Annotated in this window: 13 protein-coding genes; 4 read left to right on the top strand and 9 right to left on the bottom strand. The window is 65.8% G+C overall.

All coding sequences use genetic code 11. The features are described 5' to 3' along the window. Positions 1-16 precede the first annotated feature (16 nt). The 7 genes from G6O69_RS17435 to G6O69_RS17405 all read right to left on the bottom strand — a co-directional run bounded on the left by G6O69_RS17435 (position 17) and on the right by G6O69_RS17405 (position 7274). The gene (locus G6O69_RS17435; RefSeq protein WP_176396910.1) at positions 17-973 is read right to left on the bottom strand and encodes a hypothetical protein; all 957 of its coding nucleotides are present in this window, start codon (positions 971-973) and stop codon (positions 17-19) included. 19 nt (positions 974-992) lie between these two features. Then, positions 993-1952 carry a hypothetical protein gene (locus G6O69_RS17430; RefSeq protein ID WP_172304628.1) on the bottom strand — a complete coding sequence of 320 codons (960 nt, stop codon included), beginning with the start codon at positions 1950-1952 and terminating at the stop codon, positions 993-995. A gap of 39 nt (positions 1953-1991) precedes the next feature. After that, entirely contained in the window at positions 1992-3065 is a 1074-nt protein-coding gene (locus G6O69_RS17425; RefSeq protein WP_172304627.1) for a hypothetical protein, read from the bottom strand. Positions 3066-3088: 23 nt separating this feature from the next. Further along, the gene (locus G6O69_RS17420; protein WP_172304626.1) at positions 3089-4060 is read right to left on the bottom strand and encodes a hypothetical protein; all 972 of its coding nucleotides are present in this window, start codon (positions 4058-4060) and stop codon (positions 3089-3091) included. A gap of 98 nt (positions 4061-4158) precedes the next feature. Beyond that, positions 4159-5331 (bottom strand): hypothetical protein, encoded by a 1173-nt coding sequence (locus G6O69_RS17415; RefSeq protein WP_172304625.1) that lies wholly within the window; start codon positions 5329-5331, stop codon positions 4159-4161. Between the two features lie 3 nt (positions 5332-5334). Further along, a complete protein-coding gene (locus G6O69_RS17410) occupies positions 5335-6258 on the bottom strand; it encodes a hypothetical protein (protein ID WP_176396909.1) in 924 nt (307 codons plus the stop codon). Beyond that, on the bottom strand, positions 6255-7274 hold the full coding sequence (locus G6O69_RS17405) for a hypothetical protein (protein WP_172304623.1): 1020 nt from the start codon (positions 7272-7274) through the stop codon (positions 6255-6257). The genes G6O69_RS17410 and G6O69_RS17405 overlap by 4 nt, the downstream gene beginning before the upstream one ends. 262 nt (positions 7275-7536) lie before the next feature. On the opposite strand from G6O69_RS17405, the gene G6O69_RS17400 reads away from it, so the two are divergent. Both G6O69_RS17400 and G6O69_RS17395 read left to right on the top strand, forming a co-directional pair. Then, the gene (locus G6O69_RS17400) at positions 7537-9333 is read left to right on the top strand and encodes a serine/threonine-protein kinase (protein ID WP_172304622.1); all 1797 of its coding nucleotides are present in this window, start codon (positions 7537-7539) and stop codon (positions 9331-9333) included. A 7-nt stretch (positions 9334-9340) separates the two neighbouring features. After that, on the top strand, positions 9341-9856 hold the full coding sequence (locus G6O69_RS17395; protein ID WP_176396908.1) for a hypothetical protein: 516 nt from the start codon (positions 9341-9343) through the stop codon (positions 9854-9856). A gap of 128 nt (positions 9857-9984) precedes the next feature. Here G6O69_RS17395 and G6O69_RS17390 read toward each other — a convergent pair whose 3' ends face one another. After that, positions 9985-11019 carry an aspartate-semialdehyde dehydrogenase gene (locus G6O69_RS17390; RefSeq protein ID WP_172304620.1) on the bottom strand — a complete coding sequence of 345 codons (1035 nt, stop codon included), beginning with the start codon at positions 11017-11019 and terminating at the stop codon, positions 9985-9987. Positions 11020-11203: 184 nt separating this feature from the next. On the opposite strand from G6O69_RS17390, the gene tkt reads away from it, so the two are divergent. Then, positions 11204-13231, top strand: coding sequence for a transketolase (gene tkt / locus G6O69_RS17385; RefSeq protein WP_172304619.1), 2028 nt, complete (start codon positions 11204-11206; stop codon positions 13229-13231). Between the two features lie 201 nt (positions 13232-13432). Next, positions 13433-15523: an elongation factor G gene (gene fusA / locus G6O69_RS17380; protein ID WP_172304618.1), complete on the top strand. Its 2091-nt coding sequence runs from the start codon at positions 13433-13435 to the stop codon at positions 15521-15523. Positions 15524-15648: 125 nt separating this feature from the next. Here fusA and G6O69_RS17375 read toward each other — a convergent pair whose 3' ends face one another. Beyond that, on the bottom strand, positions 15649-17526 hold the full coding sequence (locus G6O69_RS17375; protein WP_172304617.1) for a hypothetical protein: 1878 nt from the start codon (positions 17524-17526) through the stop codon (positions 15649-15651). Between the last annotated feature and the right edge of the window lie 39 nt (positions 17527-17565).

The following is a 17565-nucleotide window of genomic DNA, read 5'->3' as shown; positions in this document are numbered from 1 at the left end:
CCTCCTCGGAGCGCGATCAAAATCGCATCGACCAGCCCAGCATGGCCCGCTGCCCACGACGCTCGCCGACGCGGACCTCATCGACGATCAAAAACACACCGCCAAGGAGCGCAGCTGCGCCCCCAACCACAAAAAAGGGCAAGGCAGGCTTCACCGTTCGAGTGCACATCGACACCCCGCAGCTCGGGCGATCGTGAGCGAGGATCACGCCACCAACCAGAGCCAGCGTCACGCCCCCCGCGATCAGCGAGAGCTCCCCCCAGCGAGGAACGAGCCGCGACACGCTCCGCGCCTCCGAGAGGCGAACAAAGCCCACTCCCGATCGCCAGGGCGTCCCGAAATAGAGCGTCTCGACATCATCCTTGTCCGTCAGGCTCACACGTTCTCGGTGTGGCTCCCGCCTGCCCTCGGGGTCCTCGATCCACACCCGATACTCCCCAAGCAAGAGCTCGAGCGTCCCGTCTTCGACGCGGCGCTCGTTGATGTAGACGTCACAGTCGAAGCAGTCGACGATCAACTTGGCCAGCCCCTGGTTGTCGAGTGCGACCCGACGAGGGAGATAGAGGTCAACCAGACGAGGCCCCAAATTTTTGGGTTCGAGCTCACCTCCCAGCTCTCCCCGGATGGCCTCATCCATGGCCTGCTCGGCGCCCGCCTCATCGTCCACGATCAGCATCGCGCGAGCCAAGTTGAGCTGCGCCTGACTCCTGGCCGCGAGCGCATCCTGATCGGCGGCCAGCAGCGGCGCATACTCGTGGAGCTCGGTCAGCGCGGCCTCCAGGGCCTCGATCGCCGCCGCGGGGTCTCGGTTGGCCATGTCGCTCGCCATCTCGCTCGCCATCTCGAGCGCCCGCTTGGCCTGCTCATAGCCGCTCCCCTCCACCCCTGCTGAGACCGAAGCCTCGGGCGCATCGATCCCCCTCGAACTCTCGACCGGCGGCCCCGAGAAGGCCAGCACAAGACAAGCAATCATCGCGTTCATCGAGCGCTCCTCAAAAGCGGATCGGCCAGCCGAGCTCGACCTTGCGCTTATCTTTGGCCTTTTGCTTGCGTTTATCTCGCTTGCTCGCCCGGGTCTCATCGACGATCGCCAGGATCACGCCAGTCAAGTACAGCCCGCCGCCAATGACGACAAGCGCGTATCCCCCACTCCTGCCCCCATCTTCCTTTGCCTCGTGGATCAGCACGGATCCGCCAACAACCCCACCAGCGCCAACCCCCGCGAGGATCAGCTCACCCCAACCTGCGAGCAGTCGCTCTCGTTCGGGCTTCTTCGACGCCTCGGGCACCTGGAGCTCGAGCGCCTCGACCTTGGGCTTTGGCTTGGGCGCATAGCGGACCGTCACGACCTCGTCTACCTCAGTCAGCCTGGCCGTCACACGAAGCGCGGAAAATTTGCCGCTCACATCCTCGACCCAAACGCGATACTCACCCAGCGGGAGCTCCTGAGCCTCCTCGCTCATGCGCTCGTCAACATAGATCTTACACGCCCGAGCGCAGTCGACCTTCAGCTGAGCGACGCCTGCAGCCTCGATGTGGCTCATTCGCTCATCGTGAAGCTCTTCGAGCGTCGGCCCAAATTGTCCCGCATTCGGGGTATCGTCGCGCGCAGTGCGGATGGCCTCATCCATGACCGCCGCAGCCTCCTCGTTCTCCCCGGAGCGCTGGAGCTCCCGTGCCAGAAGGAGGAGCGCGCTCACTTGGCGCTCACGAGCCTCCTCGTCCGCGGCAAAGCTGGGCGCGTACTCGTGCGAACTCTCGATGGCCGCGCGCAAAGCTGGGATCGCCTGCTCCGTGGGAAGCCGCGAGTTCTTTGTCAGCTTCAGGAGTAGCGCGTTGGCCTCGGAGAAGTTCGTCGGGGTCGCATTTCCGGCGGCCTCCGCCGGCGCCTCGCCGGCGCCCTCGGGGGGAGTGAAGAGTAGGAGCGAAGAGAACAAGAGCGTGTGGAACATGGCTTGCCGTGGTTGGTAAGAGGTGGATGAAATGCGCGCTCAAGGTTGATCCGCGCCGGGGTAGCCGGGGCTCTGGATCGGATCGCCGTCTATATCTGTCAGTGGGCCGTCACCGTGACGCTCGACGTCTGCGATCAGCTTCTCGATACCACTCGACGACAAGTGGTAGTCTCCAGAGTCCGCATCTCTAAAGAAGGCCAGGTCATCCAACTCGAGGGTGCTATTTTGCGCTGTATCTCCGGGAGGTATGCACACATCATCAGAGCCCCCTACGAGGATCGAGCTAACAACGGAGAAGTATGCACCATCACTGCATTGCAGAAGGCTCCCATCGCCCACAACCGTCGAGTATGCAACATTTACCACGGCATCGTCCACTCCCACCAAGGCGTCCCCATCAGCGCCAAAGAAGCTGCTCTCCGCGGACATCTCGGCGAATGATGCCGCCTTCACCGCGACCCAGCCCTCCCCCTCGGCATACATCGCTGACGCCTCGATGAAGAGTGACGCATGACTCGATACGGAGATCACGGCGCCCCCGCCCTCACCCTCGCCTTCGCGGATCAACTTCAGCCTCGAGATTGAGAGCTCATTGCCCGCCCCCGAGATCGTGAGCACCCCGTCGCTCGAGCTCCACCGTGGCAGCGCGCCACCGACCGGCTGCCCGACAATGTAGATCTTCTTGGCTTCGGATGACACGACGATCGCGCTCGAGTGGCCTTCGTAAGGCAGCAGCCCCTCCCAGCCCAAGAGCGGCCAGACCCGGATCAGGGTCACGCCACCACCGGCCAGCTCCAGCGCTTCGACGATCCCGTCGGGATCCGCTCCCTCGACATCGATCAGCACGTCGGGCTCGGTGCACTCGCCCATTGAGCAGACCTGGTCGCTGTCGCACTCCAAGGTGCTATGGCACGGCCCAGACTCGACACCGCTGTCCTCAGCCTCCGAGTCGTCCTCCAAATCACCTTCATCCGTCTCGCCCCTCGAGCTCAAGCCGGTCTGGAGCTCGCCGCACGCGCCCTCCTCGCAAGGCTCCACACAGGCCAGCCCAACCGCTCCGAGGCCAGAGAGCCCCAGGCGGATCATCGAGGTTCGATTCATCGTTCGTGTCATTTTTCTTCTGGTCCTCTGTTTGCTCAGCGCTCGACGGGCTGGTCTGCCCCGGGGTATGAGATGGCCGCAATGCTGTCCCCATCGATGTCCTCGACCGGTCCCTCCTCTTCGAGGGTGGCGTAGTCGGACAAGACAGCAGGCGCCGCGCTTGGGCGCAGGTGAAAGTCGCCCGCCTCCGGATCCACGAAGTAGTCCGGGTTGAGCTCGAGGTCGACGTAGGTCCGGGGGAGTTCGTAGTCGCAAGCCGTCGCGCTCGGAATCCCCAGCGGGCTGGCCAGCAGTGAATTGCGCAGCTCGAGCAGCCCCTCTCCCTCGCACGCACTGACCGCCTCGGTGGCGACCACCGTGGAGTAACGCAGCAAGACCTCATCGTTTCGGTCCAAGTGGAGCCCACGCCGGCCCGAGATGAAGCTGGCCGCGACGTGGACGACCGACCCCTCGCTGAGCGCGAGCGTCTCCCCAGTCCCACGAAGCGCGGTGTTCTCGACCACCACCTCGCTGCCGACCACGCTCAAGGCTGCCGCTTCGGCCTCGCCCCCATCGACGATCAGCGAAGACAGGCGCAGCCGGCTGCTGTCCTCCACACGCACCACGCTATCTTCAGCGCCGAGCCCTTTGGGCGCCCACTGTGGGAGCACACCGTTGACGGTCTGACCGACGACGTAGATTTCGCGTCCTCCCCCGACCCGCGCCGTGCTTTGGTAGCTCGCCGCATCGCCCGACCAGCTCGCCCGTGGCCACACGCGGATCAGCGTGATCTCTTCGGTTGAGGCACCCTCGAGAGCCACCGCGAGATCGTTGGGACCCTGTTCGCGTGGGCCGATGTCGACGATGAGATCGGGCACGATGCACTCGTTGCGGTAGATGTGACAGACTTCATCCGTTGGGCAGTTGCGAGCGGTCAGGCAGGGGACGGCGGTGAGCTCTGCGCAGCCGAGGGTGCTCAGCAGGGCTCCAACGGGAAGAAGACGACGACAGCTTGATTCGAGAAACATTAGACCGAGAGCTCACAACAAAGACCCAACACACAAAAACAACCTACAGAAGATGCATGACCAACATCACACTATAGTCCCAACGCACAAACAGCGCCTCATTCTGGCTGATCCGCCCCTGGATACCCGTACCAAGGAATTTCGTCGCCATCAATATCGCACATCACAATTCCATTAGACCAGCGAGCATACTCTTTATATATCGACCACAATGGATACCCTGACACATCCACATGAAAATCACCCTCCCCCACAAACATACTACTACCTCCACTCAAAGCAGGGGTTCCGAACTGCCCTGATGTTGTTGTCGAGTACGCCATGCTCTCAACATTAGCAGCAGGATCACAAGCAAAATCCCCACTCTCACCCGGCAAAAGCGTCACATCCGACGAAAATACAGTTCCATATGACTCAACAACACCATACTGACCACTCTCCCCACAATTGTTACTGTTTTTACACTCACACAGCACAACGCTACCCGAGCCTTCACCACCTGAGAACACAGAAGAGTATTCAAAACTGACACGAGCATCATCATTCTCGAGTTTAACTGCACTGCCATCTGCCCCAACAAAACTTCGATTAACAAAAACTCGACCTTCGCCGACAGTTATCGCTACGCCATCACTCATCAGCTTAACGCGATCCAAGACCACATCCCCCCCCTCAGCAACACTAACACTACCCGAAATTTCGGCACCTTGAACAAAAACAGTTCCACCAGAAACGGTCAGAGCACCGCCACCACCTGTCCAAGTGAAGAATCCGTCGCCTTCGTCGACGTCAGAAACAATCATAACAACAAATTTTCCCCCAATGCTCAATTCAACTCCCTCACTCCACCCAGAAGACACATGAACAGCGAAGACACCGCCTTCGTCGTCCTCCAACTCCTCTTCAAGCTCACCCAGAGAGACCTCCTCATACTCACCGTCAGCATAGCACCTCCCATTGTCAACAGAAGGAATATAGATACCATTACAGATGGCATCATAGGCTACACACACCTCCTCACCTCCTTCAGAGTCACTCTCCTCCCCCGACTCTCCCTCAGTTTCAACCCCCCCACCTTCAGCATCGAACTCCTCAGTCCCATCACCCTCCGAAGTGCCGTCCTCCGACCCCCCACTCTCAGTCGACTCCTCGCTCGACTCACCACCCAGTTCCTCATCACACCCCCCTTCGTAGCACTCATTCCTAGCGCACCCTCCACCCACAACCATCGAGAGAACAACAACACCAAGTGAACCGTTGATTTTTTTCATCTTTCAAAACCTTCCGAAGATCTGAATTCCACCGTAGTCGCGAGCAACGCCCGCCGAAACTGAAACCGAAACTGAAGCCTCTCCCGGCCTCCGCCGCTCCCGCCGCGGAGCCAGGACGTAGTAATCAACCAGGACCGCCGCGATCCCCAAAGCCAACGCCCCTCCCCCGCTGACCGCAAGCACAACCCCCTCGGGGTTCAAGCACGGACAAGCCCTCGCCTGGGCCCCACAGCGCTCGCTGGTCTGAGCGCAGACAACTGTCCCCGCCACCATCGTCCCCAAGCCCGCGCCGCTCGCGGCCAGACCAGTGATCCCCAGCGGTCCGATATGCTCCACGAACTTGGACAGACTCTCCCTCTCCTTGGTCGCCTCATTCGCGGCCAGCGCCTCTGCCCCAGAGGCCGCCTCTGTATTGGAGGCCTCCTCCCACGTGGCGACCATCTCGCGGAATTTGTTGACGACCTTCTCGACTAGCCGGTCCTCGTTACACACCGGGCACTTGATGTCTTCACCCAGCGTTCGCTCGTCGGCGCTGAGCTCGAGGTGAACCGAGTAGAAGAGCGCGTCCTCGTCGACGAAGTCGATCCAGGCTCCCACACTGAGCGTGTTCTTGCCGAGCTTTCCCACGCCGTCATCGATGCGGTAGGCCTTGGCCCTGAGCGCCTTTCGGAGACTCGAGCTCATGTTCTCCTCGACCCGCTCGCTCCGGTCCGCTCCGATCTTCGAGGCGTCGACCTGTATCCGCGCGAGGGACGTGGCTGGAGCAGCCTCTCTTGGCGGAGGCGGCACCGCCTCTTCGAGCGTGGATGTAGGCGGGTCAGATGACGCCACGGGTGGGGCCGCCTGCGAGAGGCTCCCCTGGATGCTGAAGGCTACAGCGAACATGATCTGGATCGCTCGATTTGGAGCTCTTCGGACGCCAATCATGGCTGGGCTAACTTCCTTATCTTGCATCGTTCTTGCCACTTGACCACTCTGGGGTCCCTCGAAGATCTGGTCTCGGAGACGCACTCGTCGAAGAGCTCCAATTGGAAGAGCGCAGTGCCGAGTAGGTCGAGTCTGTCACCGCGATCAGCCCAACATTTCGCCTCTTCAGTCGTGATCAGCTCGAGATATTTCCAACGCCCATCTTCAAGCGCCATCTCGGCTGATTTTCGGTACTGGGCACACTCAGGCGTCTCCCAGGCATAGGTCGCTCCTCGTTTTTTCCCGTTCCCCCTAGTCCTTTTCTTTTTGGAAGCAGGAGGAGAAACTCCCCTCCCATCACTGCTCTTTTCCGGATCATCAGCAGCACTCGCGCTCGGAGGTATTCCAGACTTGTCGGACTCCGCATCGCGGACTGACGCAGACTCGGCTGGAGTCGTGGGCTGCGTCCGACGCGAGTCTGGAACCACGGGTGGCGCCGAGATCGGCTTCGGGAGGGGGTCAGGGTCCAGGACGGTGCTTTCTGACTCCTCTCGAGCAGCGCCCCCTGGCGCGTCTTCGAGTAGAAACCACGTCAGACCGAGGCTCGCCGCCACGCCGACGAGCACCACGGCGGCCAGCGTCCGCCTCGAGCCAGCGAGGATGGGCTCGCCACGCTCATCCTCGTCACTCTCGAGCGCTTCGCCGAGCCCGTGGGTCTCGACCATGCTCCTCGCCGCCTGACTCGGCCCAGATGGCAGCCTCACGAGGGGCTGCGCAGGCGAGACCGCGGCGTCCATGGCTCGAGACATCGCCTCGGAGTTCATCGACCCCCGGACCTGCGGGGCGTCTTCGGCGTCGACCCAATAGGGCTCCATCGAGACGGTGATGTCCTCTCGTTCATCCTCTTTCACCCACGCCTGGAGCCCGGCTCGCGCCACGAGCTCCCCCGCCACGAGAGGCTGCTCCCAGCTCGAGATCATCCCCGGGGGTGTACACTCGCCAAAGCCCAAGAAGCGCTCCAAGCGGACCTTGGGCACGATTTGGACATTTGAGTGTGCACAGACCAGATGTGGTTCACTGCGCACTTGCGAGGCTTCTCTTTGAGACATCGACTCGGTCTTGTGTTCTTGGTCCTGATACCGACTGTGCTCATGAATAGTGGCGGTCATCGGCGAGTCGTGCTCTCACAATATCTGAGGGACCTGCCCTCTTCCACGGCTATTATGGGACACGTGTCCCATATCTGCGCCGCTGGCTTTTGTACTTGCCAGGAAAAATTTAAAGCCCCATGCTCGGGGCATGACGCAGATTGGTGACTATAGGCTCATCCGCCGAATTGGTGCCGGCGGCATGGCCGAGGTCTGGATCGGCGAGCGCGATCACATGGGCATCACAAAGACGGTGGCTGTCAAGCTGCTGCTGCCCCATTGCGCCCAGAGCGAGGAGCATCGCCGCATGTTCTTCGACGAGGCGCGGCTATCCATGCTCCTGCGAAATTCAGCGATCGTCCAGGTCTTCGACTTTGGCGAGCAGAACGCGGAGTGCTACATGATCATGGAGTGGATTGACGGGATCAACGTCAATCAGCTCGACAGCGCGCTATGGACCCAAGGTCAGATCCTCCCGCTACACATCACCACATACGTGATCGCCGAGGTGCTTCGCGCCCTGCACCATGCCCACAACCTACACCACGGCATGTCCGAGGCGATCGTCCACCGCGACGTCTCCCCACAAAACGTGATGCTCTCCTCGGCCGGCGAGGTCAAGCTGATGGACTTTGGCGTGGCTCGCTTCGCCAACGAGGCGACTAGCGGGCTCTACGTCAAAGGCAAGCTGCGCTACATGCCACCGGAGCAGCTCAGCGGGCAGTCGGGAAACCCCTCCGTCGACCTCTTCGCCGTCGGCGCGATGTTTCAAGAGATGGTCGAGGGTCGCAAGTTCCGCTGCGAAGTTGGGGAGAACGAATCCGATCTGCTCGGCGCTGTCTTGCGTGGCGACGTGCCCGCGCTCCCGCCGAGTATCGAGCTGCCACCGGAGCTCGAGGCTTTCCGCGTGGGACTGCTCGCCCCCGCTTTGGACGTACGCACCTCCAGCGCACTCGAGGCCCTGGAGTTGCTGACGAGCTGGCCCGGCTACCGCAACGCGGCCATCGACCTCGGACGCCACGTCGAGCGCTTTCGCGAGTTCATCCCCAAGACGAACTACGCGGGGGGGAGCGACAGCCGCTCGGCCTCGGCCGTGCGCTCCTCCAGATCGAGCTCGAGTGCGAGTTCGATCTCGAGCTCACGACCGAGCGCGAGCTCGAGCGCCCCAAAGGCGCCGCTCGAGGCCGGAGAAACCTCTGTGTCTCGGCGGCTGGGAGGGGGCAACCCAGGTACCAACTCGAGACTGCGCACGCCAGCCGCCAGGCCCAGGCCCAAGCCCAGGGAGCAGCAGCACAGGAGTCTCTCTCAACGGCAGCTCGTCGCCATGCCCTTGTTCGTGTCCGCGATCACCGTCGCGCTTGCGACCATTCCCCTGGCGATGGCTCAGGGGCCCGCGGACGAACTCACACCACGAGATGAGCAGGCCCCTCTCGACCTGACCGGGTCCCAAGTCCAGTCCCCGCCAGCTCCCTTCGAGGAGCCCCCGACCGAGCCAGAGGATCCCCCCCTGGTAGAAGCCTCAGGCTCCGAGGACACCGGCTCCGAGGACACCGGCTCCGAGGACACCGGCTCCGAGGACACCGGCTCCGAGGACACCGGCTCCGAGGACACCGGCTCCGAGGACACCGGGGGGCTCATCATTTTCGATGATGATGGGCCAGATGATGAATCAGACGACCCCCCGGTCAAACCACAGACCGTCAGCGTCGTGATCAAGGCCAACGACTACTTCTATGCCTACGTGAAGATCGGCGGCAAGAGAGTGACGGTGGAGCCGGTCAAGAAGATTCGCCTTTCCCCCGGGCGCTACGCCGTGAAGATGCGCCAGAAGAAATCCGCCCCGTGGGTCAAGGCCGGCTCAGTCACGATCGAGCCCGGCAAGAACTACACGCTACTCATGACCAAAGCAGCCGGAGAGCGCCCCGGGGTCCGGGTCATCACCAATTGAGGCGAACATGACCGCCACCAGCATCATCATTCTCCTCGTTGGAGAGACACTCGCAGCCCTGCTCTTTTTGTTCGCCTGGAGGCTATGGCGCCCCCCTCCCGAGCCGCTGACCTCTGCCGAGGCCCAAGGCCACCAACAGCCAGCCTTCGTCCCCCCACGATCCGCACAAGTCCCGAGCGCCGAGCCGACCGCGTCCGCACCTCTGCCGCCGCCGGCCCCCGCAGTCGAAGAACACACCATGTTCGAGCCCCCTCCCCCGGGGATCTTCGAGGAGCCCGCGACACACATGGAGGACGAGGATGAAGACGACAGCGACTTCGAGCACCTCGACGGCGTCAAGACCATGTTCTTTTGCAGGGCCGGCGCGACCCAGATCTTGACGGATGCTGTCCCAAGCCCTCCGAGTCCCCCCAAGCCCCAGCCGCCTGCGCGCAGCAACATCTCGAGTGGACGCCAGCGGACGGCGCCAACGGCTCCGCACCGCATTCGCCAACCTCCGCTGCCTCCGCGAGGGCCCAACTGAGCTCCTCCCACGAGCGCGCCCGGTCAGCCCCGACAACGCACCAGCTTGGCCCCGTCATGGGGAGCGGGGAGTACCGCAACTGGTCGTCAATCCCGGTGCGTTCTCCTTGGCGGGGCCTTCTTTCCCCCTCACACGCGTAGCGAGGGGTCTTCCCCCCCAAACCAGGCCGACCCCGCCCGCACGGCGTTGGTCGCCGCGCCCAGGCGCAGGTTGTCGGCGGCGACGGTCAGGCACCAGCGCCGCCCGTCCTGGTCGCGGTTGTCCCGGCGCAGGCGCCCGACCAGGGCGCTGTCCCGGCGCTTCAAGGTGGCCAGCGCCGTCAGCTCGGCGCCCTCGGCCCCGGGCAGGTAGCTGACGAAGGGCGCGACGCGGAGGACCTCGGCGATCGCCTCGGCGGTGGTCGGCTCGCGCAGCTCGAGCCAGACGTTCTCGTAGTGGCCCACGGTCACGGGCACGCGACAGCACTGGGCGCCGATGCCGAGCTCGGGGAGCTCGAGGATCTTGCGGCTCTCGTTGATCAGCTTGCGCTCCTCGGAGGAGAAGCCCGAGTCGTCGGTCTTGCCGGCGTGGGGGACGGTGTTGCCGGGGTAGTTGGCGGCGTCCAGGCCCTCGCCCAGGCGATCCCCCGACTCGGCCATGGCGGCGAAGCCGGCGGCGGTCTGGGCGATGAAGTCGTCGAGCGCGGCGACCCCGGCCCCGGAGATCGCCTGGTAGCTGCTGACCGTGACCTCACCCAAGCCGAAGCGCGCGCGCAGGGGCTCGAGGGCCAAGGTCAGGGGGATGGTGGTGCAGTTGGGGTTGGCGATCAGGCTGACCGAGTCGTCGACGCGGCGGTGGTTGACGCCGGCGACGACCAGGGGGACGTCGGGGTCCATGCGGTAGGTGTTGCTCTTGTCGATCACCCGGTAGCCGAGGTCGACGAGGCGCGGGCAGTAGCGGGCGCTGTACTGGTCGTCGAGGGCGACGAAGGCCAGATCGCCTCGGGGCGCGTCCTCGGTCTCGAGCTTGGCGGCCGCGTGGACCGCGAAGCTCTCGCCGCCGTGCTCCAGGGTCTGATCCCGGCTGGCATAGAGCACGCGCTCGGCTCCGGGCCAGGCGCGATCGAGGAGGGTGAGCAGCTCGCGGCCGACGAGGCCCGTGGCGCCGAGGATGCAGATGCGCATGGCCGAAGGGTGCTATGCCCCGGCCGAGATCTCCAGCCCGCGGCGCCGAGGACCCCGGGGGCCTGCGCAAAGTAGCCAGCGAGCAGCCTCACTGTTTTGGCCGCTGCCCCCCGCAGGCCGCCGCGTCCGCGCGGTCGCGGCGCTCCCCCTTGGGGGGTCGGCCGCGCCGTGATAGCACGCGCCCATGGCCACCCGCGCGACCGCTCGCCCCCGCAGCATCGACTTCAACGCCGCCGAGCTGATGGTCAAGACCATCAAGGGCCTGACCATGGACGCGGTGCAGAAGGCCAACTCCGGGCACCCCGGCATGCCCATGGGCTGCGCGGATCTTGCCACGGTGCTGTGGACCGAGTTCTTGGTCCACGATCCCTCGGACCCGCAGTGGTTCGACCGCGACCGCTTCGTGCTCTCGGCCGGCCACGGCTCGATGCTGCTCTACAGCCTGCTCCACCTCACCGGCTACGACCTGCCGATGAGCGAGCTCCAGAACTTCCGCCAGTGGGGCTCGAAGACGGCCGGGCACCCGGAGTACGGGCACACCCCGGGCGTCGACGTGACCACGGGGCCGCTGGGCTCGGGCTTCGCCGCGGGCGTGGGCATGGCCCTGGCCGAGCGCTTCTTGGCCGCGCGCTACAACAAGCCCAAGCACCGGATCATCGACCACATGACCTTCGGGGTCGTCAGCGACGGCGACCTCATGGAGGGCATCGCGGCCGAGGCGGCGAGCCTGGCCGGGCACCTGGGCCTGGGCAAGCTGATCTACCTCTACGACGACAACCACATCTCCATCGACGGGGCCACGGACATCTCCTTCGGCGAGGACGTGGCCAAGCGCTTCGAGGCCTACGGCTGGCACGTGCAGCGCATCGACGGCCACGACCACCCCTCGATCCGCGAGGCGATCGCGTCGGCCCGCGACGACGAGCGCCGGCCCAGCCTGATCTGCTGCCGCACGACCATCGCCAAGGGCTCGCCCAACAAGGCCAACACCTCGGCCTCGCACGGCGCCCCGCTCGGCGCCGACGAGGTCGCGGCGACCAAGGAGGCCATGGGCTGGCCGGCCGATCCTTTCCATGTGCCCGAGGACCTGCGCTACGCCCTGGGCGAGCAGATGCCCGAGCACGCCCAAAACCGCGAGGACTGGGACGCGCGGCTGATCGCCTACCGCGAGGCCCACCCCGAGCTCGCGGCCGAGCTCGCCTTGCTGATCGCCGGCGAGCTCCCCTCCCAGACCTTCGCGGGCTTCGACGCGCTGCTCGAGGGCTTCGAGGTCGGCGGGGCGATCGCGTCGCGCAAGGCCTCGCACAAGATCCTGTCCAAGCTCGCCGCCAACCACCCCACGCTGCTCGGCGGCTCGGCGGACCTCGCCGGCTCCAACGGCGTGCTGCTCCCCGACACCCCCGGGCAGAGCGCGGCGCACCCCGAGGGCCGCAACCTCCACTTCGGCGTGCGCGAGCACGGCATGGCCGGGGTCTGCAACGGCATGGCCCTGCACGGCGGCGTGCGCCCCTTCGACGCCACCTTCTTGGTGTTCTCGGACTTCATGCGCGGCGCCGTGCGCCTGGCCGCACTCATGAACCTGCCGGTGGTCCACGTGCTCACCCACGACAGCTTCTGGCTCGGTGAGGACGGCCCCACGCACCAGCCGATCGAGCACGCCATGAGCCTGCGGCTGATCCCCAACCTCTACGTGATCCGCCCCGGCGACGCCCACGAGACCCTCGGCGCCTGGCGCCTGGCCATGGAGCGCAAGCACGGGCCGACGGCGCTGCTGCTCACCCGCCAAAACCTCCCGACCCTGGCCGAGAGCCGCGCCGAGGACGTCGCGCGTGGGGCCTACGTGCTCCTCGACCCCGCCGGCGAGGGGGATCTCGACGGCATCTTCATCGCCACCGGCTCCGAGCTCGCCCTGGCCCGCGAGGCCGCGCTGCGCCTGGCCGAGCAGGGCGAGCGCATCCGCGTGGTCTCCATGCCCTGCTGGGAGGCCTTCGCCGAGCAGGACGCCGCGTACCGCGAGTCGGTGCTCCCGCCCAGCGTCGGCCGCGAGCGCCACCTGGCTGTGGAGGCCGGCTCGACCCTGGGCTGGGAGCGCTACGCCGACCATGTCCACGGGATCGACCACTTTGGCGCGTCTGCGCCCGCCGAGGTCCTGGCCGAGAAGTTCGGATTCACCGTCGAGGGCGTCATCGAGCGCTGGGCGCAGATCCGCTGACCGCCGGCCCTCGCGGCGGCGCGGAGACTGCGGCGCGGAGACTGCGCCACATCCTCTGGATGCCCGCGAGGGCTCGCTCACGTCGCTCCCACCCCGATCCACTTTTGCCTTGCGGATGCTGTGGCATCCTCCGCGCGTCCGCGGGGCCTGAAGCCCCGCCATTTTCATTCCGCACACTCAACCGTCACGTAGGCACACGCCATGGACCTCGCCAAAGTTCGCAATATCGGAATCTCGGCCCACATCGACTCGGGCAAGACCACTCTCACGGAGCGCATCCTGTTTTACACGGGCCGCATCCACAAGATCGAGGAGGTCAAGGGCAAGTCCGGCGTCGGCGCGACGATGGACTCGATGGAGCTCGAGCGCGAGCGCGGCATTACGATTCAGTCGGCCGCGACCGCGGTCCAGTGGAAAGAGTACGACGTCAACATCATCGACACCCCCGGACACGTCGACTTCACCGTCGAGGTCGAGCGCGCGCTGAGCGTGCTCGACGGCGCCATCTTGGTGCTCTGCTCCGTGTCCGGCGTGCAGTCGCAGTCGATCACCGTCGACCGCCAGATGCGTCGCTACAACGTCCCCCGCCTGGCCTTCATCAACAAGATGGACCGCGCCGGCGCCGACGCCTTCAACGTCACCAAGCAGCTGCGCGAGAAGCTGCACCACAACGCCGTGCTCGTCACCTACCCCATCGGTGCCGAGGATCAGCACGAGGGCGTCGTCGACCTGCGCACGCGCAAGGCCTACTACTTCGACGGCGACAACGGCGAGAACATCCGCGTCGAGGAGTGCCCCGAGGCGCTCAAGGATGACGTCGAGGAGTACCGCGCCAAGCTCGTCGAGGCGCTGGGCGACTTCGATGACGACATCATGGAGAAGTTCCTCGGCGAGGAAGAGGTCAGCGCCGAGGAGATGGAGCCCGTCATCCGCAAGGCGACCTTGTCGCTGGGCATGACCCCCGTGTTCTGCGGCTCGGCCTACAAGAACAAGGGCGTCCAGGTCCTGCTCGACGCGGTCATGTCCTACCTGCCCGCGCCCAACGAGATCGACAACGAAGCCTTCGACCTCGACAACGACGAGGAGAAGGTGATGCTCTACTCCGATCCGGGCAAGCCCCTCGTCTGCCTGGCGTTCAAGCTCGAGGACGGCAAGTATGGTCAGCTGACCTACACCCGCATCTACCAGGGCACGCTCAAGAAGGGCGAGTTCATCTTCAACCAGAAGACCAACAAGAAGCACAAGCTCGGTCGCCTGGTGCGGATGCACTCCGACAAGATGGAGGACATCGACGAGGCCTACGCCGGCGACATCGTCGCGATGTTCGGCATCGACTGCGCCTCCGGTGACACCTTCACCGACGGCAACGTGCGCTACTCGATGCAGTCGATGCACGTGCCCGAGCCGGTCATCAGCTACTCGCTCCAGCCCAAGGACAAGGGCAGCCAGACCAACTTCTCCAAGGCGCTCAACCGCTTCTCCAAGGAGGACCCCACCTTCCGCGTCCACCGCGACGAGGAGTCCAACGAGACCATCATCTCGGGCATGGGTGAGCTCCACCTCGAGGTCTACATCGAGCGCATGCGCCGCGAGTACAAGGTCGACACCATCGTCGGTGAGCCGCAGGTGGCCTACCGCGAGACCGTGACCCGCGAGACCCCCTACAACTACACGCACAAGAAGCAGACCGGTGGCTCCGGTCAGTACGGCCGCGTGGCCGGCGTGATGCGCCCCATCGATCAGGAGACCGAGGGCGACCCCCACTACCGCTTCAACGACAAGATCACCGGCGGCGCCATCCCCCGCGAGTACATCCCCTCGTGTGACAAGGGCTTCAAGGACTCGATGGACAAGGGCGTGCTCATCGAGGCGCCGGTGACCGGCGTCGAGATGGAGCTCAACGACGGCCAGTCTCACCAGGTCGACTCGAGCGACATGGCCTTCCAGATCGCCGCCCGCGCGGCCTTCAAGGAGGCCATGAACAAGGCCGGCCCGGTGATCATGGAGCCGATCATGAAGGTCCAGGTCGAGGGCCCGGAGGAGTTCCAGGGCGGCATGCAGACCACCCTGATCCGCCGCCGCGGCACCATCGTCGGCTCCGAGAGCCACCACGGCAGCACCGTGATCGACGCCCACGTCCCGCTCTCGGAGATGTTCGGCTACTCCACCGAGCTGCGCTCGGCCACCCAGGGTAAGGCCGAGTTCACCATGGAGTTCGCGCACTACGACAAGGTGCCCGCGCAGATCCAGGAGGATCTGATCAAGAAGCACCGCGAGGCCAAGGGCAACTGAGCCCGGGTCGAGGCGCAAACTGCCAGCGAGAGGGCGGCCTTCGGGTCGCCCTCTTTGTTTTGGTTCTCGTTGGGGTTGGGGTTGATTTAGCGCGAGGTCGGCTTGGCCGTGAGCGCGAACGCCCGCTACTTGCAGCCGGTCGGCGCCAGCATCGCGGTCGGCGTGCCCTCGCTGGCGCTGACGCCGATGTTCCCGACCTTCGAGGCGCAGGCCCAGCGCACGCTGGCCCCGGCACAGCTGGCGCAGTCGACCTTCACCAAGGTGGCCTCGGCGGCGTCGCGGGCCTCGACGCCGGCCGCCCCGCTGGTCCCGCGCAGGTGCACGTGCTCGAGGTGCGTGTCGCGGGTGTGGTCGCCGAGCACGACGCCCACCCAGCGCTGACCGGCCTCGGCGGGCTCGAGGATGATCGGCGCGTCGATCGTCCCGCGCATCGCCAGGGCCCCGCGCTCGTAGTAGCCGACGCCCAGGACCACGCCGGCGGCGAAGCGCAGCCGCGTGCCCGGGGCCACGGTCAGGCCCGCGCCCTTGTCGACGAAGACGTCGCCGCGCACGAAGATCGGCGCGTCTTGTCGGGCCCACTTGGTGTCGTGCTCGATCCGCCCGCGGCTCAGCTCGATCTGCGTGTGCTCGTCGTAAATGTTGTCCGCGGCCAGGGTGCCGAGCTGCTCGGGGGCGAGGCGCAGGGCCACGGGGACGTCGACGAAGCGGTTAGCGGCGAAGGCCTCGACGCTGACCGAGGCGCCGCGCAGCTCGACGCCGACGAGGTCGTCGTGGAGCTCGCAGCCCTCGAGGCGCACGTGGGCGTCACCCTCGGCGAGGATCACCCCCTCGTCGCGCTCGCCTCCGTGGGCGAGCTCGACCCCCTCGAGGGTCAGCGCGCCGTGATCCCGGACGTGGATGCCCGCCCAGGCGCCGGCGGGCACCGGGCCGCCGCCGTCGGGGACGGCCCCGCGCAAGATCACCGCGCCGCCCTCTCGCAGACCCTCGGGGGCCTCGACGCCCGGCGGGCCGGCTTCGAAGTCGAGGTCGGCGCGGGCGCTGAGCGAGCCCGGGCCGAGGCCACCGAGGACCACGCGCGCGCCGGGGCTGAACTCGAGCACCGTCCCCGGTGACAGGCTCAGGCCCGCGGGGCGATCGAGGTCCCCCTCGACGCGCACGACCCCCTCGACTTCATAGCGGCCCGGCGACCACTCGACGGTCCGGCGGATCTCGCCTGCGCGCACCGCCACGGCGGCGCCCTCGTCGAGGTGGAGCCCCCGCAGGCCGCCGAGGGCAGCGGGCGTGCTCCGCAGCGGCGTGCCGCCGCCGGCGAGGGTGAGATCGACGATGTCCAGCTCGCCGGAGAGCGCGAGCTCCACGGCCGGGCCACCGACGACCGCTGCGATCCGCAGCTCCTCGGCGCTCACGCCCTCGCCGGTGATCTCGAGGGCCGGCCCCTCCGGACCGCCGGCGCCGGCGATCTCGAGGTGCGAGAGGCTCGAGCCCCCGGCCTGGGCGAACAGGCGCAGCCCCTGCCAGCGCACCTCGCCCGCTTCGCCCTCGCCCGCTTCGCCCTCGCTCTCTTCGGACGCAGCGGCCACCATGCGCACGGGCTGCTCGGCGCTGCCCTGGACCTCGAGCCGCCCCGGCCGGCTGCGCCCGACCTCGAGCACCGCCCCAGCTTCGAAGTGCAGGGTCACGCCAGCTGCGAGGATCAGCTCGCCGCCGTCGATGCGGTATTGGCCACGGACACGCACGCCCTCGCACGCGCTGGTGATCGTGCGCGTCCGGGTCTCGGTGCCAGTCAGGAAGTCCGGGCAGTCACCGACCAGCTCGCCGTCTTGGCCCGAGTCTGCGGGGAGCCCCGGGGCTCCCTCGCCCTCGTCTCCTGCAAGCGCCGCTTCCTCGCCCGCGTGTTTTTCAGCGCCTGAATCCGCCTGCTTGCGGGCCTTCGGCTCGTCGCTGAACAGGTAGCAGCCCGCGAGCGTGCAGGCGAGGACGAAGAGCGAGGCGCGCCTGGCCATGCCCGGCTCCTACCACAAAAAGCGGCTATATTGGCCGCC

The organism is Pseudenhygromyxa sp. WMMC2535 (assembly GCF_011083025.2).
This window is presented reverse-complemented; position numbering and strand designations above follow the sequence as displayed.

What these genes read in the sequence shown, in the direction of transcription:
- G6O69_RS17390 (WP_172304620.1), bottom strand. Translation starts at nt 11,019, where the DNA reads ATGCGCATCTGCATCCTCGGCGCCACGGGCCTCGTCGGCCGCGAGCTG.
- G6O69_RS17415 (WP_172304625.1), bottom strand. Translation starts at nt 5,331, where the DNA reads ATGAAAAAAATCAACGGTTCACTTGGTGTTGTTGTTCTCTCGATGGTT.
- G6O69_RS17425 (WP_172304627.1), bottom strand. Translation starts at nt 3,065, where the DNA reads ATGACACGAACGATGAATCGAACCTCGATGATCCGCCTGGGGCTCTCT.
- G6O69_RS17375 (WP_172304617.1), bottom strand. Translation starts at nt 17,526, where the DNA reads ATGGCCAGGCGCGCCTCGCTCTTCGTCCTCGCCTGCACGCTCGCGGGC.
- G6O69_RS17430 (WP_172304628.1), bottom strand. Translation starts at nt 1,952, where the DNA reads ATGTTCCACACGCTCTTGTTCTCTTCGCTCCTACTCTTCACTCCCCCC.
- fusA (WP_172304618.1), top strand. Translation starts at nt 13,433, where the DNA reads ATGGACCTCGCCAAAGTTCGCAATATCGGAATCTCGGCCCACATCGAC.
- G6O69_RS17420 (WP_172304626.1), bottom strand. Translation starts at nt 4,060, where the DNA reads ATGTTTCTCGAATCAAGCTGTCGTCGTCTTCTTCCCGTTGGAGCCCTG.
- G6O69_RS17410 (WP_176396909.1), bottom strand. Translation starts at nt 6,258, where the DNA reads ATGATTGGCGTCCGAAGAGCTCCAAATCGAGCGATCCAGATCATGTTC.
- G6O69_RS17395 (WP_176396908.1), top strand. Translation starts at nt 9,341, where the DNA reads ATGACCGCCACCAGCATCATCATTCTCCTCGTTGGAGAGACACTCGCA.
- G6O69_RS17435 (WP_176396910.1), bottom strand. Translation starts at nt 973, where the DNA reads ATGATTGCTTGTCTTGTGCTGGCCTTCTCGGGGCCGCCGGTCGAGAGT.
- G6O69_RS17400 (WP_172304622.1), top strand. Translation starts at nt 7,537, where the DNA reads ATGACGCAGATTGGTGACTATAGGCTCATCCGCCGAATTGGTGCCGGC.
- tkt (WP_172304619.1), top strand. Translation starts at nt 11,204, where the DNA reads ATGGCCACCCGCGCGACCGCTCGCCCCCGCAGCATCGACTTCAACGCC.